The sequence below is a fragment of the Agrobacterium sp. rho-13.3 genome (assembly GCF_033957765.2).
Taxonomy (GTDB): domain Bacteria; phylum Pseudomonadota; class Alphaproteobacteria; order Rhizobiales; family Rhizobiaceae; genus Agrobacterium.
The window spans coordinates 93,108-113,198 of sequence record NZ_CP192777.1; the positions used below are offsets into that span (position 1 = coordinate 93,108).

Here is a 20,091-nt window from a genome sequence, read left to right on the forward strand (position 1 = left end):
GTTTCATTCGCACCAACTCCGTCGTGATCCTTCCCACTTCCGGGCTAGGCCTTCGGCGACGAGAATATCGCCGACCGATCGTCGCTCGCGGTAGACGATCCTTACCTTGCGACCGAAGCGATCTTCATCCCTGGCGGTCGTCTTGAACGAGAGCGGACCTGAATTGAGGATCTCGAGCAGACGCTGTTTTGCCGCAAGGCCCAGCTCGCGTTCGCGCTGGCATCCTGGCGGGCTGAGCTCCGGCGTGTCGATGTCGGCGATCCTGATCTTCTCACCTCGAAACCAGAACGTATCACCATCCACCACGCAGGTGATCCTATGGCCGCCATTACACATCGAGAAGGTTTCACTTGCGCTGCTTGGCGACGCTAAGGCAACAAATGCAAGGATGCCAACGGCGAAGAGGGATAGTCTTGCAATAGCCGTACAAAATCTCAATGTCATGTCTCCTCAGTATCTGTCGTCGGAACGGCCTTATAGCTCTTCATCCCTTCTGTGGCTCGGCTGTGAAAGCGGTTTTCTCCGACGGACGCGCTCATGTCCTTGCGTCTGAACCAAATCGCGCGTCCACATCTGAGCGGCGGATTGCCCGATGTGAACACGATCTGCTCGTCGCTGCGCATGCGTAGCACTTCATGCGGCAGGATCAGCGGTCGGCGGCTGAGCTGCCGGGAACGTGAGCGCGACGATCCCTTCATCCCTGACGAGCGGTTTGTCTGTTCGACCTCTACCGTCGTATCGCCGCAGCGTTTCGAGATGTAGTCGGCAGTATCAGGGTCGTTGATCGCGGCAAACGAGATCCACGACGCGGATTCGAACCATTTGCTCGTCGCGTCCCGACCGCCATAGGCCTCGCGCATCTGGCCGATGGACTGGAAGATCATCGTCAGAGTGATGCCGTATTTGCGTCCGGCATCCCTTGCGGTCTCTAAGATGCGCAGATAGCCGAGCCTGGCGACTTCGTCGAGCAGGAAGAGAGCGCGACCTTTCACATCGCCGTTTCGATTGTAGATGGCATTGAGCAGCGATCCGATAACCACACGGGCCAATCCCGGATGGGCTTCCAGTACCTTCAGATCGAGCGCAATGAAGATGTCTGTCCCGCCATCGGCAAGATCGTCGGTCGAGAAACTGTCGCCTGAGACGAGCGCGGCGTAGTTCGGATAGGACAGCCAGTGGGTTTCTTTCACCGCATTGGCGTAGACGCCAGAAAAGGTCTCGGGTGTCATGTTGACGAAGACCGAAACATTCTCCTTCACGAAGCCCGATTCCGACTGCTCGTAGATTTTTGTCAGGCGCGCCCGTAGCTGGGGTTCAGGCTCCGAAAGGTTCTTACGCACACGGCGCAGCGTCTGGTCTTCTTCGTCCGTGTGACCGGACAGGCATACGTCTGCGATGAGGGCCGTCAGGAGCTGCATCGCCGATGCCCGGAAGAAGTCGTCGCGGGCAGACGCCGAGCGCGAATTGTCGGTCATGATCCAGGTTGCGACGGCGACGATGTCCTCTTCTTTCGTGCTGCCACGTCGCCCGATCCAGTCGAGCGCGTTGAAGCCGACGCCTGACGCCGAGGGATCGAGAATGACCACCTTCCGGCCAGCCTTGCGGCGATGCTCCGATACCATCGGCGCGACCTCGCTCGATGGATCGAGGACAACGAGTCCACCACCCCACTTTAGCGCGGTCGGGACCGTGACCGACGTCGTCTTGAAACCGCCGGAGCCGGCGAAGACGATGCCATGCGAGGAGCCGAACGAGCCGTCGAAGCATAGGAGCTGGCTCTTGCCTCCCGCGCCCCAGGTCGACGGATCATCGGCGCGGAACGACACCGCCGCAACGCTATCGCGATCGACACGATACCGTTCACCGACGACGATGCCACCGGGATCGGGGAAAAGTTTTGCGGCCTCCTGCACTTTCATCCAGTCGGCCTCGCCATGCACCGCTCGCTTTCCCCCGATCCGCCGTGGTGCGGCTTTGGCAAAGGCGGCGTTCCCCTTCATCGCGACGCGCAGTGCGAAGACGCCGGCGAGGAACATTGTCGATGCGCCAAGCATCGTTGCGGGGTCCACGTATCCGAGCACGGACTGTCCTGCTGGCACGTCACCAGCGATCCCGGCCAGGCGAACCCCCTCACGTAGCACCGCGATGAGGATTGCCACACCATTTCCGCTGACGATCCCCCATCCTGCCGCCTTAATAGCCGCTGTCCCGTTCGCCGCGAACAGAAAGATCGTGCCGATAGCAGCCGCGGTCGCATAGGGCAGCGCGAGGCCGATCCGCCCGAGCATCAGCTTGGCCTGCGCGGTTTTCCCAAACGCGGCCAGCCAGTGTTCGATCCCCGGCATAAAAACCACCACGGCGATCATCGTTGTGGCCGGGAAGGCAGTTAGGACCAGTCTACTCGCCCTCACGGTCGAACGCCTCCGCTCCTATCACTGTCAGGCGCGATCGCTCGGCATCGTCGCCTCTGATGCGGCGGCTTGCATCGATCAGTATGCCCAGCAGCAGTACCCGCTTCTCGTAGCGCAGTCCTGCCTTGACGATCAGGCCACCGAGTTCGATTTTTTCGCGGGTGTCTTTTTTGCGTGCGTCAGCCGTCATCGTGCGGGCCATGCGTTCAAGCCTCACCAGGCCTGCCCGCAGGCGCGCCAGTTTCGATCGTCGTGACCGTCTCGCCTGCGGTCCTACCGTTACCTGCATTTTTCTTTCCGGTCGAAGCGGCATTACCTCCGCGAAACCGCCCTGCAATCTCCTCGAACGCCGCCTGTAGTTCGTTTTCCTCGATCTCGATCTCACCAAGTCCTGCCTTCAGCGCGATACGGCCGATGCGCTCGGCCTCGCGTGTTTCTGCTTGTCTCAACTGATCCTGCAGTCTGGCAATTTCTTCCCTGATCTTCGATGATGGTTTCTTCATTCCGGTCGCATCTCCCTGGAAATTTTGCGTCGTTTGAGACGCTGCAAGATTCCCGCAAAAGCACGTCCGAAGGAATGTGCAGATTTGCACGTCGTCACGGCCGACACTTTGGAGGATGATCCCGCCGTTCCGAAGGAGCGGATCCAAGGGCGCAATTATACGTCGCGATGCGACGTGCTTGCTCAAGACCCCGGTTCGGGGGCCGCGTGGTGACCACCACTCCTGACGAACGCAGTTCGAACAGGGAGTTTCTTGCGCCGTGGCCATCGCCCATTTCTCAGCCAGCATCGTCAGCCGCGGCGGCGGCCGCAGCGTGGTGCTGTCTGCGGCCTACCGGCACTGCGCGAAGATGGAATACGAGCGCGAGGCCCGTACTATAGACTACACCCGCAAACAGGGGCTTGTGCATGAGGATTTTTTGCTCCCGGCCGATGCCCCTAAATGGGTCCGCGCGATGATCAGCGACCGCTCTGTCGCCGGAGCTTCGGAAGCCTTCTGGAACAAGGTCGAGGCGTTCGAAAAGCGCTCCGATGCGCAGCTTGCCCGGGACCTGACAATCGCTCTTCCGCTGGAGCTCACGCACGAGCAAAACATCGCCCTGGTCAGGGATTTTGTGGAAAAACATATCCTCGCCAAGGGCATGGTGGCCGACTGGGTTTACCACGACAATCCAGGCAATCCGCACATCCATCTGATGACCACATTGCGCCCGCTGACCGAGGAAGGGTTCGGATCAAAGAAGGTTGCGGTCAATGGCGAGGATGGCCAGCCGGTCCGCACGCAGTCCGGCAAAATCCTCTATGAGCTCTGGGCCGGGTCGACGGATGACTTCAACGTGCTGCGCGATGGATGGTTCGAGCGGCTGAACCATCATCTGGCGCTTGGCGGGATCGATCTCAAGATCGACGGCCGTTCCTACGAGAAGCAGGGTATAGACCTCGAACCGACGATCCATCTCGGCGTTGGCACCAAGGCCATCGAGCGCAAGGCGCAGGAGCAGGGCGTCCGGCCAGAGCTTGAGCGCATGGATTTGAACGAAGAGCGGCGGTCGGAAAACACCCGCCGCATTCTGAACAATCCAGCCATCGTGCTCGATCTGATCATGCGAGAGAAGAGCGTCTTCGATGAACGCGATGTCGCCAAGGTTCTGCATCGCTATGTCGATGACCCGGCTGTTTTTCAGCAGCTGATGTTACGCATCATCCTGAACCCGGAAGTCTTGCGTTTGCAGCGCGACACGATCGAGTTCGCGACCGGAGAAAAGGTGCCGGCCCGTTATTCGACCCGGGGGATGATCCGGCTGGAAGCGACGATGGTGCGGCAGGCGTTATGGCTGTCGAACCGGGACGGTCATGCTGTCTCTGAAGCTGCTCTGGACGCAACGTTCCGTCGGCATGAGCGGTTGTCTGGCGAGCAGAAAACCGCAATCGAGCGGATCGCCGGTCCCGCCCGGATCGCCGCCGTGGTTGGACGCGCCGGCGCCGGCAAAACCACGATGATGAAGGCTACCCGCGAGGTGTGGGAATTGGCCGGATATCGTGTGGTCGGTGGCGCGTTGGCTGGTAAGGCAGCGGAGGGGCTGGAAAAGGAAGCCGGGATCCAGAGCCGCACGCTTGCGTCGTGGGAACTGCGCTGGAACCGTGGCCGTGACGTTCTCAATGAGAAGACAGTCTTCGTCATGGACGAGGCGGGCATGGTCGCATCAAAACAGATGGCGGGCTTTGTCGATGCCGTGGTCAGGTCCGGTGCCAAGATCGTCCTGGTCGGTGACCCCGAACAGTTGCAGCCGATCGAAGCGGGTGCTGCCTTCCGCGCCATTGTCGACCGCATCGGCTATGCCGAACTCGAGACGATCTATCGCCAGCGCGAGGACTGGATGCGTAAAGCGTCGCTTGATCTGGCGCGGGGGAATGTCGAAAGGGCGCTGGCCGCCTACAATTCAAATGCCAGGATTACCGGCGAGCGTTTGAAGGCGGAAGCAGTCGAGAGCCTGATCGCTGACTGGAACCATAGCTACGATCCGGCGAAGACCGCGCTCATCCTCGCGCATCTGCGCCGCGATGTCCGCATGCTGAACGTCATGGCCCGCGAAAAACTGGTCGAGCGCGGCATTGTGGGTGATGGCCACGTCTTCAAGACGGCTGACGGTATTCGCCAGTTCGATGCAGGCGACCAGATCGTCTTCTTGAAGAACGAGACCTCGCTCGGCGTCAAGAACGGCATGATCGCTCATGTCACTGAGGCCGCACCGAACAGGATCGTTGCTGTCGTCGGAGAAGGTGATCAGCGCCGGCAGGTCATCGTCGAGCAACGCTTTTACAGCAATCTCGATCATGGTTACGCCACCACGATCCATAAAAGCCAAGGCGCGACCGTCGACCGCGTGAAGGTGTTGGCAAGTCTCTCGCTGGACCGGCATCTGACCTATGTGGCGATGACCCGCCATCGCGAGGATCTGCAGCTTTATTATGGGACGCGATCCTTCGCCTTTAACGGCGGCCTGGCCAAGGTACTCTCCCGAAAAAATGCTAAGGAGACCACGCTCGATTACGAGCGCGGAAAGCTTTACCGCGAGGCGCTGCGGTTTGCGGAAAGTCGCGGGCTCAACATCATCCAGGTGGCCCGCACACTTGTCCGCGACCGGCTTGACTGGACGCTGCGCCAAAAGACGAAATTGGTCGATCTCGGCCAGCGCCTTGCAGACTTTGCAGAGCGTCTCGGTCTGCACCACCCCTTAAAAACCCAAACGATGGAGGCCGTGCCCATGGTCGCAGGCATCAAGACATTTTCCGGTTCCGTTGAAGACACTGTAGAGAATAAGCTCGACACCGATCCAGCCCTCAGACGACAATGGGAAGAGGTTTCGACCCGTTTTGCCTACGTCTTTGCCGATCCCGAGGCCGCCTTCCGGGCGATGAACTTCGATGCGGTGCTAGAGGATAAGGAAACGGCCAAACTGGCGCTTCAGACGCTGACGACCGCCCCGGCGTCGATCGGACCGCTAAGGGGCAAGACCGGCATTCTTGCCAGCAAGACTGAGCGCGAGGACCGCCGTGTCGCAGACCTCAATGTTCCGGCCTTGAAGCGCGATCTTGAGCAGTATCTGAGGATGCGCGAGACCGCCGCGCAGCGGCTGCGGGCTGACGAGCAGGTATTGCGTCAGCGCGTGTCGATCGACATCCCAGCATTGTCGCCGGCAGCACATCTGGTGCTGGAGCGTGTGCGTGATGCGATCGACCGCAACGATCTGCCGGCGGCCATGGCCTATGCACTCAGTAATCGCGAAACCAAGACTGAGATCGACGGGTTCAACCAGGCCGTCACTGAGCGGTTCGGGGAACGCACACTGCTCACCAATGCCGCGCGTGAACCGTCCGGAAAACTCTTCGACAAACTCTCCGACGGAATGCAGGCAGACCTGAAGGAGCGGCTGAAAGAAGCCTGGCCGGTTATGCGCACGGCTCAGCAGCTTAGTGCTCACGAGCGCACCGTCCAGACCTTGCGGCAGGCCGAAGATTTGCATCTCGCCCAGCGCCAGACTCCGGTGATGAAACAATGAGGCGGCGCGTTCTCCTATTCCCGGCCGGCTTGAGCGGGATGATCGCCGCTCTGGCGGCAATCGCATACTTCGGCGGCTTTCGGTTGAACCTGACGCCGAGCGAGCCGCTTGGGCTCTGGCGTATCGTGACCCTGCAGCGTCGGGTCGAGGCCGGCGATCTCGTGTTCATCTGCCCACCGGCGACCGCCTCATTCGAGGAGGCACGGCACCGCGGCTATGTCAGGCGTGGCCTCTGCCCTGGTGGCTATGCGCCGCTGATCAAGACAGTGGTGGCACTTCCCGGACAGCATGTCGAAATCGGCGGGAATATCACTGTCGATCGCACGCCTCTTGCCTCATCGATCGTTCGCGCGAGCGATGGAGAAGGCAGGCCGATCACACCGTTCAAAACCGGCATCGTGCCACTGAGAAATCTGTTTCTTCACTCATCATTTGCGAGCTCCTATGATAGTCGGTACTTTGGGCCGGTTCCCGACACGGGCCTTCTCGGCCTGGCGCGGCCGGTCCTCACGTTCGAACCATAACTGGTGGCGTTCCTGCCTGCTCATTGCGGTATCCGTCGCTTGCGGCTGGACTGCCTGGAGCGGTCATGTGCTGGCCCTTCCTGTCGCTGTGTTGTTCCCGACGCTCTGGGCGATGTCGCCGTCGCGGCTGATGGCGGTGCTCGTGTCGGCCGGATATTTTCTGGCTGCCTCGCGTGGGCTGCCGCAGGGCGTCGCCAACTTCTATGGCGCCGATCTCTGGCCTGGACTTCTGCTCTGGACAGCTGCTTCACTCTCCTTCGCCGGCGTGCATGCGGTGCTCTGGAAGGGGCGACCGGAAGGCAAGTCTCCGGGAGAAGGTCGAACGGGAATGGCAATGGCGGCGCGCTATCTGGCGGCGGTGATGCTCATGGGACTGCCGCCCTTCGGCATCACCGGCTGGGCACATCCGCTCACCGCTACTGGTGTGCTCTTTCCGGGATGGGGATGGTGGGGGCTGGTCGCGATGACAGCCGGCCTCGCGATGATGACATCGCGATATTGGCCAGCAACCGCCATCGTCCTGGGAGGATTGTGGCTCTGGTCCGCCGCTACATGGACATCACCTGATATACCCGAGGGATGGAAGGGCGTCGACCTCGAACAGGGCGAGCGCCTCGGACGAGACGGCTCGCTAGACTATCACCGTGACCTGATCGCAACGGTGCTAACGGATGTGGGAGAGAAAACCCGGTTCATCGTTCTTCCCGAAAGTGCACTGGGCTTCTGGACGCCGACCTTGGCAAAGCTCTGGAGCCAAGGCTTGCGAGGCTCGGCACTCACTGTGATCGCCGGCGCTGATGTCATCGATCCGGGCGGCTACGACAATGTCTTGGTGGCAATTTCGGCTGACGAAGCACGAATTCTCTATCGCCAACGCATGCCGGTCCCGGTGTCCATGTGGCAGCCATGGCGGGCATGGACCGGGCAGGGCGGTGGAGCCCGCGCCAACCTCTTCGGTAATCCAGTTGTGGAAAGCGACGGCCAGAAGCTCGCCGCGCTGATCTGCTACGAACAGCTCCTCCTTTGGCCGGTCCTGCAGTCGATGCTGCATTCCCCGACCGCGCTCGTTGCCCCGGGCAACGGATGGTGGACCGCGGGAACGTCGATCGTCGCCATTCAGAACGCGAGCGTGATCGCTTGGGCGAAGCTGTTCGGACTGCCCGTCGTCACGGCTTTCAACAGATAAGGAATTGTTTGCGATGGTCGATGCCGCCCTCATCAAGGAATGCAGCGATCCCGGCCTGAAGCCGGCGATTGTCGAAAAGTTCATCAAACAAGCAGGGGCATCGGACCCGCTCGCGGTCACGGTCCGCTCCGGAAACCGCGTCATACTGGTGCCCAGGCCGAAGACAGCGGAGGAGGCGTTGGTGCTTATCAGAAACAACGTCGGTCGCAATACCGTTCGCGTCGGGATCACACAATATCCCGCCGGGCTCGGCATCGTGGAGGCGGGCCAGATGAAGCCGGACCTGGTCGATGCTTGCGAGGACATTCGCATGGGCACGGCGCTTTTCGCGAAGGTCTATCGGATCGTCACCAAGTGGTATGGTAACCCGACCGAGAAAGATGTTCTACCGCAAGTGTTCGACGATGCGATCATCGCCTGGCAGACGGGATATTTCGAGGGAACGGCGGTGTTTCGGGCGGAGGATCCCGGTAAGATGAAACTTGCCGATCCAGGGCCTGTGAAAAAGGACGGAACTGAGCCGGCCAGCATTGAGGCTCCGGCCGGTGACGACGTCGAACGAGCAAAACAGGACGATGCTCCGTCCGATCCGAACAGTGCCGGCATTCGCATCGATCTGTCGGGGATTGGCGCTCGCAAACCATAGGATTGGCCCTGGATTTTATGTGGTGGTCACACCCAGTCTTTCGCTCAACCTCGTCATCAGGTCCATGCGCTCGTGGAAAATCCCGACAATCAGCGCGGGCGCGTTGTCGCGCGGCAGGCAGAACACATAATGGTGTTCGCAATGTGCCATGCGTAGCGTGGGGTAAAGCACGCCCACGTCCCTGAAAGGTGGTTGTCCCGAGGCAAGTGCGACAAAACCTTGCTCTAGCTTGGTAATATAGCGGCGCACCTGCGCATCGCTCCACTGCTTGCGCGTGTATCGGATAATTTCGCGCATGTCGGTTTCCGCGCCATTCGCCAGAACATAGGTTGTGGTCAACCGCGGCTATCCTTAGCCAGTTCCTCGTCAAGAACCTCGCTTACGCTACGGGTGGACACTTTTCCCGCCAGACTTTCACCGATGCGATCGCTCAGCAGCGATTTCAACTGCTGCCATGCCACTTCACCATCCGCGTCCCCGGGAAACAGGCGTTCGAGCGCATATTGCTTGATCGTTTTTCCCTGTAAAGCGGCAGTTGCCTTCAGATCTTGATGCTGCTGGTCGGTAATATCGATTGTCAGTCGGCTCATACAACAAGCTCCTGATATTGTCACAAACCCACATTAGCACAAATGTTGGTCCCGGTCACTTAGCGTTGAACGTTTGCCTTGGGCCATCGCGATAATTCACGCCCGCCCGCGTTTCACCAGCCGGCGCTGCGGCGGCAAGACTGTGTATGCGGCAGTAGAGCCCGGCGAAATGGTGTGTTTCTTCAACCGCAGTCAATGTCCAGTTCAGATGAGAAGGAATGTCCATCTCTTGTCCTAAGGATGGAACAGGTTTGTCCCATAAGAGCGTGGCATGGTCTAGGATGCCTTTAGCAGAAGATCGCACGTGAAGATTTGCACCACGGCGATTTCGATCCTCACTGGCGTCGTTCTGAAATTTTTCTTATAAGAGGGGCATGCAGTACGTGCTGCATTGCGGCTTAGAATCCGCAGATGAACGGTTGGCGCTGACCGGAATGGCGCCAGGAACCCTCTGACCTTGTGTCCGGGGGCCTGTGACGTATGTCCAGGCTCCGGCTAAAGGTCGCAGGGCCGATTCATCTCGGATTCTAACCCCCGGGCAAGGGTTCACAGGGTTCAACGTCAGCGGGGGCGCACCGCGGACAAAACCAGGGTTAGGTCACGAATGGAATCGAAAGATGCAACATTGACGAAAAAGGTTGAGCTTCGCCCGCTGGTCGGGCTGACGCGCGGACTACCTCCGGCGGAGTTGGAAACCATCACGATTGATGCTATCCGGACGCACCGGCATTTGGTGGAGAAAGCTGACGAACTGTTTCAGGCGCTTCCTGAAGCCTACAAAACGGGAAAAGAAGCTGGCGGTCCTCAGCATATCCGCTACATCGAAGCGAGCATCGAGATGCATGCGCAGATGAGCGCCGTAAGCACGCTAATCAGCATTCTCGGATTTATTCCGAAAATCGTTGTGAACTGAGCTGGTTAGAAATCGCCAAGGGTTCAGATCAGTTTTCTTCGGATTGCGAGCGCGGTTAGATGAGCCTTGCTCCTAACGTCGAAGCGCTTCATGGCTTCGCGAAGCTTGACGCGGACGCTGTTGTATTTGATCCCTTCCACGTCGGCGATTTCTTCCATCGTCTTGCCGACGGCGATCCATCTCAGATAGGTCGCTTCCTTGGGATCGAGCCATACGGCATCCTCGGCACTGGGCGTGGTGCGAAGGAATGAAATGCGGGCATGGATCTGGCCGACAGTCGCCGCTGCTGCAACTGCATCTATCTCCCGATCGAGATCGACGGCCGGCTTTTCCGATGCCAGGGTGAACATCGACATCGAGCCGTTGGCAGTCTTGATCGGAATAGTGATGCCGGAGCGGATGCCAAAATCGGCCGCATGGGCGTAGAAGGAGCGTTCCTCCTTCGATAGGGTCGGCCTTTCCCGCTCACCGGACCAGGCGAAGACGTGTTTCTTGGATCTTGCGCGTTTGATCACCGGGTCGAGCGCGTCGAACTTCTTGTCGAAATAGACCGACTGCCACTCAAGATGATAATTGCTCACCGCAGTGATATGCCTGTGCTGGACATGGAGATAGGCATAACCTGAGAAGCCGAAATGCTCGGCGAAGTCGGAGAGCCCAGTCTTCAGGATGCATTCGTCGCCCTCGATTGCGGCGAGATCGGTCAGCTTGTCCAGCCAGTGCTGCATTCTCTATCTCCTTTGAGCGTTGTCGGTATCTCGCCCTTTGCTATAATCACCGACAGTCAATCGACCTCAAAGGTTGTGGAACTCTAGTCATCGGTTTCAGGCTCACCAATTATAGCTGGGCGCTCGGGTTTCGGTCTCTCGTGGTCCGCCAATCGCGGAAACCGAGGCACCCGTTCGGGATCGATCTTGCTTTCGGGGTCGGCGTTCAGGGTTCTCTACCGCTGGTATGCGTCAACGGCTCGTAGCCTTTCACAATCAGATCTTGCATCGCTTCGGCGTCCCTGAGATCGAGCTCGCCGAGCAGGTCGTTGTCGTCAATAAAGTTCCGGCCATAGCAGGCACTCAGAATTTCGACGCCGCTTTTGTGCAAAGGTGCGTCGACATTAGCCATTTCTGCAAGTTTAAGCGCAGGAATGAGACCGAACGGAACGTCTTCAAGCACATACCGAGTGTCGATATCTTTCGGTCCCATTGGATCATTGCCGCGCTCTACAAGAATGGCGGAAATTTCCGCAACGCTTCCCGCAGCGAGACCGAAGGACTTCGAAAAATGGTCCAGGATGGACGGGACTGGTTTTCCGAACGCTTCTGCAATCATCAGGCGTTCCCGATCGAGAGCTTCGACAAGCCTGCCGACCGTTGGAGTCACATTTGTGCGCTGCCCCCAGGGCTCACCTCGCTCTATGCGGGTGAGATTGCAAAGAGCCGTTGCAAGATGACTTTCAGGGTTGATGTTGCTCAGAACGATCGTGAGGATGTCGTCCTTGACGACAAAGCGATCGCCGAACAGCTCCACACATGTCTTTTGGGAGGGGGAAGCAAGCGATGCGGGGACTGTCGAGATGTCGACTTTGTTACGAATAGCCCCAACCTTTATTTCGGTCGGAGATTGGGCTTTGGATGTCAGAACGGTCGTGTTCCAAACAATTACGGGGATCACAATTCCGCGCTCTGCCATTTTCTTCGAAAGATAAAGAGCCGAGAACGAGAGGTGTGCACTGATTATGACCGTATGTCGTTGCTCAAGGTGAGGGATCACGCTGTCGAGAACGAAGCGATGGCCGTAAGCAGGTAGGGCCAGGACAATGACGTCGCTCTCAGCCAATTCTTTAGCATCACGGCAAACATTCGGGCGAAATTCTCCGGTGATCGCACCGGTGACTTTCAACGGGGCACCTTCGGCAAGCGCTTTCGTCCTTTGGCCCGAGGGAGACCAAACAGTGACCTCATGGCCACGCTGCTGCAGAAACGCGGCATACCCCATGGCGATTGCGCCTGCCCCGGCGATTGATACCTTCATTGGATAAAAAAGACCTTTCTGACCACAGACCGACCACGATATCCCGTGGTCGGTCTGTGTCTCGGATTTCATGGTGTTGACGCACCCTTCGATGGGCAGGTCATATCAGTTCGTCTCATCGATCCTGACCAAATGCCCTTCCGACACTTCACGATATTGCCTTGGAGGCGGCTCATACCCGATCGGTCGAACTGGGCTCTTTAGCTCGTCACCTGCGATGCCCCGCCGGATCCTGCGTCGGGCAGGATCCGGGACAGGCACCGCCGCCATAAGCTTTCTGGTGTAAGGATGCTGCGGATTTTCAAATACGGCCGCGCGCGGGCCGATTTCGACGATCTCGCCCAGATACATGACCGCCACGCGATGACTCACACGCTCGACGACCGCCATATCGTGGGAGATGAACAGGAAGGCGAGGTTGAGGCTCTGTTGCAGGTCAAGCAACAGGTTACAAACCTGCGCTTTGATGGACACGTCGAGCGCGGAAACCGCCTCGTCGGCAACGATGATTTTGGGATCCAGCATGAGCGCGCGGGCAATGGCGATGCGCTGACGCTGGCCGCCAGAAAACTCGTGGGGAAAGCGCCGCATCATGTCGGGCGACAGCCCAACTTTTTCCATCAGTGCGGCGGCCTTGTCGCGGGCTTGCGAGGCCGTTCCCAGCCGATGCTGAATGAATGGCTCCACGAGAGCGCTGTCGATGCTCAGTCGCGGATTGAGCGAGGCGTACGGATCCTGAAACACCATCTGTATCGAGCGACGCATTTTGCGAAGCGAGGCATGATCGAGCTTCATGACGTCGTGACCATCAATGACGACGTTTCCGCCGGTCGGCGTCACCAGACGTGTGATTGATCGACCGGTCGTCGATTTGCCACACCCCGATTCTCCGACCAACGAAAGGGTTTCACCCTGGAAGAGGTTGAAGGAGACCTTCTCTACCGCGTGCACCGCACCTGCTTTTCGGCTGAAGAGGCCAGAGCGGATATTGAATCGCATAGTCAGGTCTTTGACATCGAGGATCGGCGCCTTGTGCCGGGCGACAGTATCGTTCACCTCAGCGAGCGGCTGCTCTTCTCCAGTCTTGTTGTCGACGATCGGGAACCTCAACGGCAGCTTCCGGTCCGCCATAGAGCCAAGCCGCGGTACAGCCGAAAGCAGCGCACGCGTGTAAGGATGTTTTCCTCGATGGAAGATGTCGCCAGTCGGTCCCGTTTCCACGGCGTCTCCGCGGAACATGACGATCGTTCTGTCCGCCACTTCCGCAACGACACCCATATCGTGGGTGATGAAGAGGACCGACGTCCCTTCCTCTTCCTGCAAGGTTTTGATGAGATCAAGAATCTGGCCTTGGATGGTCACATCCAACGCCGTGGTAGGCTCGTCGGCGATCAGCAGCTTGGGTTTAGAGGCCAGCGCCATGGCGATCATAACGCGCTGACGCATGCCCCCCGAGAACTGATGCGGGTATTCGTCGTACCGGCCCTTGGCGTTGGGAATCCGAACCTTCTCGAGCAATCTCAGGACTTCGCCCTTCGCTTCAGCCGTGGAAATTGCCTTATGGACAGTGAGCGCCTCCGCGATCTGCTTGCCGATCGGGATGATCGGGTTGAGCGAGGTCATCGGCTCCTGAAAGATCATAGAGATTTCGTTGCCGCGGACCTGACGCATCTCCTCTTCCGGAAGCGAGAGGAGATTCCTTCCGGAAAGCATGACCTTTCCTTCTACTCGGCTCGATCGTGCCGCCAGAAGCCTCATGATGGAAAGCGAAGTGACGGATTTGCCGGATCCGGACTCTCCGACGATCGCGACTGTCTCGCGCGGTGCGATATCGAACGAGATATTCCGAATGACATCCTTCCAGCCATTTTCGACCTTGAACGAGGTTGTGAGGTCCTGGACAGAGAGAATCGGGGCCAAGGATGGCGGTGTTCGGCCAGTGACGGTTTCTGCAATTGCAAAGGTCATTGCGCGCTCCTTGTTTTCGGATCGATCGCGTCACGGAGCGCGTCACCAAGTATGTTGAGGGCGAGTACGGTCAGGAGAATGGCAAGCGAAGGAAACACCACGAGCCACCATCCGCTCAGGATGTTTTCGAAACCCTCGCGGATCATGCCGCCCCATGTAGCGGTCGGCGGAAGGACGCCAAGGCCGATGAAGGCCAGCGACGCCTCCGTTCGAATGGCGGAGGCCATCCAGAGCGACGCGACGACCACAATGTCCGACAGGATGTTCGGGAGGATATGAACGCCCATAATCCGGAGCGGCGAAAAGCCGAGCGACCGGCCCGCCTCGACAAAGTCCCGTCGTTTCATGGCAATTGTCGGCGCCCGCGCGACACGAGCGAACGGAGCAGTCTCCGTGATGGCGATCGCGATAATGAGATTTTCGAAGCTGGCACCGAGCATCGCGGCGACCATCAAACCTAGCAGAAGGGTGGGAAACGACAGCATCACGTCGACGATACCCATCACAATCTGATCGAATATCCCGCCGATATAGCCCGCCAGAATCCCAAGGGCAGATCCGACCACCATGGCAATCATGACGGAAAGGAATCCGATGGATAGCGAGATACGCGCTCCGTAAAGAAGGCGGGAAAGGACATCCCGGCCGTAGCTGTCGGTTCCGAGCCAGAACTCCGCGGACGGCGGGGTCAGTCGATGAAGAATATTCTGCTTCAAGGGATCGTATGGCGCGATAAGCGGCGCGAAAACGGCGAGCAAAATAATCAAGGTCAGAAGGCCAATGCCGATCCACGAAAAGCGGTTTCGACGGAATGCCTTCAGGACCGGGTTTGGTTGCCGCTCGGGCGCGGCTTGAGAAACAGTGACGTCGGTCATTGGGCAAGACTCACTCTGGGATCCACGAGGGCGTAAATGAGATCGGTGATCGTATTCACGATGATGACGAAGGTTGCAAAAACGACCATCAGTCCCTGGAGCATCGTGTAGTCACGAGACTGCAGCGCGCCCAGGATGAGCTTGCCAAGGCCGGGGCGGGTGAAGACGATCTCGGTCAGAACCGAATTGCCTATCAGGGTGCCGAAATACAGACCTACAACCGTTACGATCGGAATGAGGGCGTTGCCAAGGGCGTGCCGGAGAATGAGGTTTCGTGTGCGGACACCCTTGGCGCGGGCGGTGCGGATATAGTCTTCGCCCATGACGTCCAACATGGAGGAGCGGGTGACTCGTGCGATGTAAGCCGTCATGATCAGCCCGAGGTTCAGCGCGGGAAGCAAGAGGTTACGAAGATGATCGACCGGGTCGCTGGTAGCGCGGCTCATCACCGGCAGCCACTGTAGCCAAACCGCGAAAGCCAGGAGCATCAGGATCGCGGAGACGAACCCCGGGAAGGACAAGCCAACGAGCGACAGGATGCGGCTGAGATAGTCCGGCCATTGATCGCGGCGAACGGCAGCTATCACTCCTAGTGGTACTCCGAGCAACGTCCCGATGATCATCGCGGCTGCGGCGAGTTCGAGTGTATAGGGCAGGACCAGCGCCACCTCTTCAAGCACCGTGCGGCCGCTCACCATCGACGTGCCGAATTTTCCGGTCAGCATGTCCGAGATGAAGTGCAGGTATTGAACACCGATGGGCTGGTCGAGGCCGAGCTGTGTTCGCAACGCCTGGAGAGCGGCGCCGCTGGCACGGTCACCGAGCATGGCAACGGCGGCGTCGCCGGGCACCAGGCGCACCAGAACAAAAACCATGGTGAGCATCGCAATCAATGTCGGGATCGCGAGGAGGAGTCTTCGGATCGCATAGCCTATCATGCGGCAACCCTTTCGATGGAGACGCGGCTTGCGCAGAAGGCGTCCAGATTGTGGTTTGTATGACCCTGACAGATCAGGTCGGCGACAACCCGCCCAACGGACGGTACAAGCTGAAACCCATGTCCGGAAAAGCCGAAGACATGGATCAGGCCCTCGATTTTTTGCGAAAATCCGATGACCGGACGGTGGTCGGAAGTCATTGCCTCCATACCCACCCAGGTCCTGACGATCCGTACTCCCTGCAGTTCGGGGAACACCCGGACCGCCGCTTGAACCGATGCCGCCAGCGCGACGACGTCAACAGTTGCTGATTGCCTGTCCGCGGCAAGCTTGCCTTGCGACCCTCCACCGATGAGAAGCGTTCCCTGGGATGTCTGTTTCAATGAAAGCTTCTTGCCGAACGAGCCGACGACGGGTTTGATCTTGGGGGCGGTGCGTTCGGTCACGATCATCATCGAGGTGCGGATCGCGTGCTGTAGGGAATCTCCCGCGAGAGCCGAAACATGGTCTGCCCAGGCGCCTGCCGCATTGACGACGAGTTTGACCTCGAATATCCCACGCGTGGTCTGGACACGCCAACCCGTTGCGGATCGAGCCAAGGCGGTCACGAGGCATTCTTCGGTGATCTTCACGCCGGCCTCGATGGCCGCATCCCGAAAGGCCCGGATGGTTCGATGCGGGTCTGCCGACCCGTCGCTCGACACCCATGCCCCGCCCAGGCAATGGGCAGATATACCAGGCAGGAGGCTTCGCATCTCGTGGGGATCCACAAGCTGCTCATGGACATGGCCCATGGCCTGAAGCCGCTTGACGCGCATCTCGATCTTGCTCAGCGCATGTTCGTCTTCGGCAACCTGCAACTGGCCGCAGGCGACGAAACCGCAGTCGTCGCCGACGAGATCTTTCATGTTATGCCAGTTTTCAGTTGCCTCGAGGCTGAGAGGCAGTTCCGCCATATCTCGCCCGAGTGCGCGCACGCCGGCGGCAGTTGCCCCAGAAGCATGGCGTCCGAGGAAATGCCGCTCGACGAGTTGCACAGATACACCTCGACGTGCTGCTTGCAGAGCAGCTGAAAGGCCGTGAAGGCCGCCTCCTATGATCAGAACGTCGGCATTCATGTCGCGCCCTCCGCGTTTTCCAGCGAAGCGATTTCGCCAAGAGTGATCGGCTTGAGCGGCGGACGGATATGGAAGAAATTCACGTCTCCGATCGGAAGGTCATGGACCTCCGCCAGCAGCGCCTGAACCGTGTAGCCACACTGGCGTCCCTGGCAGGGGCCCATTCCGCAGCGTGTCGCAGCCTTGACCGCGCTCGGATCGGCAGGGCTGTTGCGGGCGGCAGCGCGGATGGCGCCGACGGTGATTTCTTCGCACCGACACGCCACAACCTCATCGGCGAGGCGGTTTCGCGGAGGCGGATACACAGCATCGAGGAACGGCCGCAATGCGATGGCCCTGTCACGACGTTGATCGAGATGCGCCCGCTGGCGAAGCTTGTCGGTCTCGGACGAGATTCCAAGCCGGCCGGCAATGCCGAGCGCCGCAATCTCTCCGGATATGGTCGCGGCCAGCCAGCCGCCTATACCGCCCGCGTCACCTGCAACGAAAAGACCTTCACGGCTGGTTTCTCCCCATCGGTCGAGCTTCGCCGCCAGATATCCTTGCTCGTCATTCCATTGATGTGCACAGTCCAGCGCCAGCGTCTCATGGATACGCGGCACGACGCCCTCGTGAACCAGCAGCACGTCGGCTTCGACGCGATGACGTTTTCCCCCTGTCTCCCATGTGAGATGTTCGAGACGCTGGTCGCCCTCCGCCCGCAGGTCCGAGAAACCTCGCACCATCATGCCGCTGCGTTTCACGTCGCGAAGCCAGCGCAGTCCCTTGAGCAAACTGCCGAAATCACGCCAGGCTCGGGGCAACCGGCTCAGCGCCGACAATCTCGGCGATGCCGAGGTATCGAGATAGCCGGCAATTCGTCCGCCGAGGCTGAGGAGCTGGGTCGCATAAAGAAGCGGTAATGGCCCCGCTCCGGCAATCCAGACCTTGCCTTCGGGCAACATCCCACCGGACTTAAGAAGGATTTGGGCGGCTCCGACCGTCATCACGCCCGGCAGCGTCCAGCCTGCGAATGGTACCGGCCGTTCCTGCGCGCCGTTGGCAAGCAATACCGCGCGAGCGGTGATACGCCGTGCTTTGCCCTCCGACGTCAGAAACAGATTCCAGCTGTCCTCGATCTGCCAGACCTGTGTCAACGCGAAGTATTCAGCTCCAGAGGAGCGGAAGGCGGCCGTGAGCGCCTGTCCTTTTTTATAATCCGTGCCAAGCGCGGGAAAAAGCGGACTTGAGACATTCCGCTCGACCCCTCGGAAAATCTGGCCCCCCGGTGAGGGTTGTTCATCAATGACAACCACGGAAGCGCCGAGCTCGCGCAGACGTATCGCGGCACTCATACCGGCCGGGCCTGCCCCGACGATTGCGACATCGTAGCTCATCGCGAAATCTCCCGTGGGCCGCGCTGGCTTTCAATTTGCATCCCCGGACGAACGGGAACCAGACAGCCCTGCGTGGACGAGATGCCGTCCACGATCGCCAGACACTCGAAGCATACCCCCATCTGACAATAAGGAAGCCTCGGCTTCCCGCTGACGGGAGACCTGCGCCCCGCGTTCGGGACGCGTAACAGCACGCTGGCGACGGTCTCGCCATCCCAGGCGGGCGTCTCCACACCATTGACGAGCACCGTCATATCAGACGGCTTGCCTGGCCGCTCAAGCACACTTTTGAACATCGAATCTTCCATTTGAAAAAGCGGGAAGGTCTGTCGACAGCCTTCCCTCAAGCATCGCAGGTGCCACAATCGCGGCGTGAGCCGCTGCTAACGTCACGCCGGAATGACAAGCCGCCGCAAGGAGGCCGGGGTAGTCCGCGGATTCGGCATAGATTGGTGAACCGTCGGGTGGCATGACGCGAAAGCCGCTCCATTGGCGGACCAGACGCGCCGATGCCAGCGCTGGAATTATTCTCGTCGCACGAAGGGCCAGTTTTGTCGCGGAAGCAACCGTCACACCGCGATCGGCCGCATCTTCCTTCGTCGCGCCGATCATGACGGTGCCGTCTGCCGTTTGTCTCAGTCCACTCCCGGGATAAGGCAGGAAGGGTTCAAGCCGTTCGGTGACGAGAAGCTGACCGCGCTCTGATCTCAAGGGGATCTTGAAGCCGAGAGGGTCCGTCAGAGAGGGCGTTGCCAGTCCGGCGGCAACCACGACGCGTGGCGCCGTGTAGGTGCCAAGCGCTGCCGTCACGGTGAAACCATTCGCGCCCGGTTTGATCGATGAGACTGTGTTACGAAAAATAATCTTTCCACCCGCAGCCGCGATACCTCGCTGGAGAGCGGCGAGAAGCTGTAAAGGGTTCACATGGCCGTCGGCCTCGCAAAAGCTGGCTCCAACGACCTCTGGACCGAAGGCGACTGTCGGCATCATTCGTTCGAGTTCGCGGCGATCGACCATCCGCGTGTCGTTCTGCGGCACGTAGTTGTGTGTCCGCTTGTTCAGCGCCTCGCGAGCTTCATATTCAGCGTCGCTCAAACAATAAGTCATGCCGCCGGGGCGAGAATAATCGACTCGCATCTCGATCATTTCGGTGAGCTCGCGAAGAAAGACTGGCCAAAGGTCTGCACTTTGCCGGCTCAGTTGATGGTAAGCTGGGGCGTTCGATCCCTTTCCCTGAACCCAGACCAGCCCAAAATTGGCCCGTGCTGCGCGCATGTCCTGGTCTTCCCCGTCAAGGACAACCACTCGGCGTCCCTGTTTGGCAAATCCATAGGCAAGCGCGGCACCTACGACGGCTCCCCCAATAACGATAACTTCTGCGTCCACCTTTATCTCCATTCGTTATTGTCGAGATTAGGAAACAAGGATAGAAAGTCAAAGTCGTTTAGTTCGATAG

At 59.3% G+C, this 20,091-nt stretch carries 21 protein-coding genes; 5 read left to right on the forward strand and 16 right to left on the reverse strand.

What is annotated here, in order from left to right:
- Positions 1–3: 3 nt before the first annotated feature.
- Genes RMR16_RS25905 through traC form a run of 4 tightly spaced genes read right to left on the reverse strand, consistent with a single transcriptional unit; the run spans position 4 to position 2,914 of the window.
- The gene (locus RMR16_RS25905) at positions 4–444 is read right to left on the reverse strand and encodes a thermonuclease family protein (RefSeq protein WP_080803310.1); all 441 of its coding nucleotides are present in this window, start codon (positions 442–444) and stop codon (positions 4–6) included.
- On the reverse strand, positions 441–2,366 hold the full coding sequence (traG, locus tag RMR16_RS25910) for a Ti-type conjugative transfer system protein TraG (RefSeq protein ID WP_153367005.1): 1,926 nt from the start codon (positions 2,364–2,366) through the stop codon (positions 441–443). The genes RMR16_RS25905 and traG overlap by 4 nt, the downstream gene beginning before the upstream one ends.
- A 31-nt stretch (positions 2,367–2,397) precedes the next feature.
- Positions 2,398–2,613 carry a type IV conjugative transfer system coupling protein TraD gene (gene traD, locus RMR16_RS25915; RefSeq protein ID WP_077122606.1) on the reverse strand — a complete coding sequence of 72 codons (216 nt, stop codon included), beginning with the start codon at positions 2,611–2,613 and terminating at the stop codon, positions 2,398–2,400.
- Between the two features lie 4 nt (positions 2,614–2,617).
- Complete coding sequence (gene traC / locus RMR16_RS25920) at positions 2,618–2,914, reverse strand: conjugal transfer protein TraC (RefSeq protein WP_077122605.1); 297 nt, start codon at positions 2,912–2,914, stop codon at positions 2,618–2,620.
- Between the two features lie 259 nt (positions 2,915–3,173).
- Between traC and traA the strand changes: the two genes are divergently transcribed.
- From traA to RMR16_RS25940, 4 genes are read left to right on the forward strand one after another with little or no spacing between them, the layout of a single operon-like run.
- Positions 3,174–6,473: a Ti-type conjugative transfer relaxase TraA gene (gene traA / locus RMR16_RS25925; RefSeq protein ID WP_320201336.1), complete on the forward strand. Its 3,300-nt coding sequence runs from the start codon at positions 3,174–3,176 to the stop codon at positions 6,471–6,473.
- Entirely contained in the window at positions 6,470–6,997 is a 528-nt protein-coding gene (gene traF, locus RMR16_RS25930) for a conjugative transfer signal peptidase TraF (protein WP_103660263.1), read from the forward strand. Before traA ends, traF begins: the two co-directional genes overlap by 4 nt.
- Positions 6,998–7,013: 16 nt before the next feature.
- Positions 7,014–8,183, forward strand: coding sequence for a conjugal transfer protein TraB (locus tag RMR16_RS25935; protein WP_320201340.1), 1,170 nt, complete (start codon positions 7,014–7,016; stop codon positions 8,181–8,183).
- Between the two features lie 13 nt (positions 8,184–8,196).
- On the forward strand, positions 8,197–8,829 hold the full coding sequence (locus RMR16_RS25940; RefSeq protein ID WP_320188840.1) for a TraH family protein: 633 nt from the start codon (positions 8,197–8,199) through the stop codon (positions 8,827–8,829).
- A 15-nt stretch (positions 8,830–8,844) separates the two neighbouring features.
- On the opposite strand, the gene RMR16_RS25945 is transcribed toward RMR16_RS25940, so the two are convergent.
- From RMR16_RS25945 to RMR16_RS25955, 3 genes are read right to left on the reverse strand one after another with little or no spacing between them, the layout of a single operon-like run.
- On the reverse strand, positions 8,845–9,168 hold the full coding sequence (locus tag RMR16_RS25945) for a type II toxin-antitoxin system RelE/ParE family toxin (RefSeq protein WP_320187983.1): 324 nt from the start codon (positions 9,166–9,168) through the stop codon (positions 8,845–8,847).
- On the reverse strand, positions 9,165–9,419 hold the full coding sequence (locus RMR16_RS25950; protein ID WP_320187984.1) for an antitoxin: 255 nt from the start codon (positions 9,417–9,419) through the stop codon (positions 9,165–9,167). The genes RMR16_RS25945 and RMR16_RS25950 overlap by 4 nt, the downstream gene beginning before the upstream one ends.
- Positions 9,420–9,474: 55 nt before the next feature.
- Positions 9,475–9,645, reverse strand: a complete 171-nt coding sequence (locus tag RMR16_RS25955) for a hypothetical protein (RefSeq protein WP_320188841.1) — start codon at positions 9,643–9,645, stop codon at positions 9,475–9,477.
- 378 nt (positions 9,646–10,023) lie between these two features.
- On the opposite strand from RMR16_RS25955, the gene RMR16_RS25960 reads away from it, so the two are divergent.
- On the forward strand, positions 10,024–10,332 hold the full coding sequence (locus tag RMR16_RS25960) for a transcriptional repressor TraM (protein WP_320187985.1): 309 nt from the start codon (positions 10,024–10,026) through the stop codon (positions 10,330–10,332).
- Between the two features lie 23 nt (positions 10,333–10,355).
- Here the strand turns inward: RMR16_RS25960 and traR are convergent, their stop codons facing one another.
- The 9 genes from traR to RMR16_RS26005 form a co-directional block, all read right to left on the reverse strand.
- A complete protein-coding gene (gene traR, locus RMR16_RS25965; RefSeq protein WP_320187986.1) occupies positions 10,356–11,060 on the reverse strand; it encodes an autoinducer-binding transcriptional regulator TraR in 705 nt (234 codons plus the stop codon).
- 205 nt (positions 11,061–11,265) lie between these two features.
- Positions 11,266–12,360, reverse strand: coding sequence for an NAD/NADP octopine/nopaline dehydrogenase family protein (locus RMR16_RS25970; protein ID WP_320188017.1), 1,095 nt, complete (start codon positions 12,358–12,360; stop codon positions 11,266–11,268).
- Between the two features lie 105 nt (positions 12,361–12,465).
- Positions 12,466–14,328 (reverse strand): ABC transporter ATP-binding protein, encoded by a 1,863-nt coding sequence (locus RMR16_RS25975; RefSeq protein ID WP_320187987.1) that lies wholly within the window; start codon positions 14,326–14,328, stop codon positions 12,466–12,468.
- Positions 14,325–15,203, reverse strand: coding sequence for an ABC transporter permease (locus tag RMR16_RS25980; protein WP_265615109.1), 879 nt, complete (start codon positions 15,201–15,203; stop codon positions 14,325–14,327). Before RMR16_RS25980 ends, RMR16_RS25975 begins: the two co-directional genes overlap by 4 nt.
- Complete coding sequence (locus tag RMR16_RS25985; protein WP_320187988.1) at positions 15,200–16,141, reverse strand: ABC transporter permease; 942 nt, start codon at positions 16,139–16,141, stop codon at positions 15,200–15,202. The genes RMR16_RS25980 and RMR16_RS25985 overlap by 4 nt, the downstream gene beginning before the upstream one ends.
- Positions 16,138–17,259 carry an NAD(P)/FAD-dependent oxidoreductase gene (locus RMR16_RS25990; protein ID WP_320188842.1) on the reverse strand — a complete coding sequence of 374 codons (1,122 nt, stop codon included), beginning with the start codon at positions 17,257–17,259 and terminating at the stop codon, positions 16,138–16,140. Before RMR16_RS25990 ends, RMR16_RS25985 begins: the two co-directional genes overlap by 4 nt.
- Positions 17,256–18,635, reverse strand: coding sequence for an FAD-dependent oxidoreductase (locus RMR16_RS25995; RefSeq protein ID WP_320188843.1), 1,380 nt, complete (start codon positions 18,633–18,635; stop codon positions 17,256–17,258). The genes RMR16_RS25990 and RMR16_RS25995 overlap by 4 nt, the downstream gene beginning before the upstream one ends.
- The gene (locus RMR16_RS26000) at positions 18,632–18,931 is read right to left on the reverse strand and encodes a (2Fe-2S)-binding protein (RefSeq protein ID WP_265615113.1); all 300 of its coding nucleotides are present in this window, start codon (positions 18,929–18,931) and stop codon (positions 18,632–18,634) included. The genes RMR16_RS25995 and RMR16_RS26000 overlap by 4 nt, the downstream gene beginning before the upstream one ends.
- Positions 18,912–20,021 (reverse strand): NAD(P)/FAD-dependent oxidoreductase, encoded by a 1,110-nt coding sequence (locus RMR16_RS26005; RefSeq protein ID WP_265615114.1) that lies wholly within the window; start codon positions 20,019–20,021, stop codon positions 18,912–18,914. Before RMR16_RS26005 ends, RMR16_RS26000 begins: the two co-directional genes overlap by 20 nt.
- Positions 20,022–20,091: the final 70 nt, after the last annotated feature.

Coding starts and splice junctions, on each gene's coding strand:
- RMR16_RS25905 (WP_080803310.1), bottom strand. CDS start 444: ATGACATTGAGATTTTGTACGGCTATTGCAAGACTATCCCTCTTCGCC.
- traG (WP_153367005.1), bottom strand. CDS start 2,366: ATGATCGCCGTGGTGGTTTTTATGCCGGGGATCGAACACTGGCTGGCC.
- traD (WP_077122606.1), bottom strand. CDS start 2,613: ATGGCCCGCACGATGACGGCTGACGCACGCAAAAAAGACACCCGCGAA.
- traC (WP_077122605.1), bottom strand. CDS start 2,914: ATGAAGAAACCATCATCGAAGATCAGGGAAGAAATTGCCAGACTGCAG.
- traF (WP_103660263.1), top strand. CDS start 6,470: ATGAGGCGGCGCGTTCTCCTATTCCCGGCCGGCTTGAGCGGGATGATC.
- RMR16_RS25940 (WP_320188840.1), top strand. CDS start 8,197: ATGGTCGATGCCGCCCTCATCAAGGAATGCAGCGATCCCGGCCTGAAG.
- RMR16_RS25950 (WP_320187984.1), bottom strand. CDS start 9,419: ATGAGCCGACTGACAATCGATATTACCGACCAGCAGCATCAAGATCTG.
- RMR16_RS25955 (WP_320188841.1), bottom strand. CDS start 9,645: ATGGACATTCCTTCTCATCTGAACTGGACATTGACTGCGGTTGAAGAA.
- RMR16_RS25960 (WP_320187985.1), top strand. CDS start 10,024: ATGGAATCGAAAGATGCAACATTGACGAAAAAGGTTGAGCTTCGCCCG.
- traR (WP_320187986.1), bottom strand. CDS start 11,060: ATGCAGCACTGGCTGGACAAGCTGACCGATCTCGCCGCAATCGAGGGC.
- RMR16_RS25970 (WP_320188017.1), bottom strand. CDS start 12,360: ATGAAGGTATCAATCGCCGGGGCAGGCGCAATCGCCATGGGGTATGCC.
- RMR16_RS25975 (WP_320187987.1), bottom strand. CDS start 14,328: ATGACCTTTGCAATTGCAGAAACCGTCACTGGCCGAACACCGCCATCC.
- RMR16_RS25980 (WP_265615109.1), bottom strand. CDS start 15,203: ATGACCGACGTCACTGTTTCTCAAGCCGCGCCCGAGCGGCAACCAAAC.
- RMR16_RS25985 (WP_320187988.1), bottom strand. CDS start 16,141: ATGATAGGCTATGCGATCCGAAGACTCCTCCTCGCGATCCCGACATTG.
- RMR16_RS25990 (WP_320188842.1), bottom strand. CDS start 17,259: ATGAATGCCGACGTTCTGATCATAGGAGGCGGCCTTCACGGCCTTTCA.
- RMR16_RS25995 (WP_320188843.1), bottom strand. CDS start 18,635: ATGAGCTACGATGTCGCAATCGTCGGGGCAGGCCCGGCCGGTATGAGT.
- RMR16_RS26000 (WP_265615113.1), bottom strand. CDS start 18,931: ATGTTCAAAAGTGTGCTTGAGCGGCCAGGCAAGCCGTCTGATATGACG.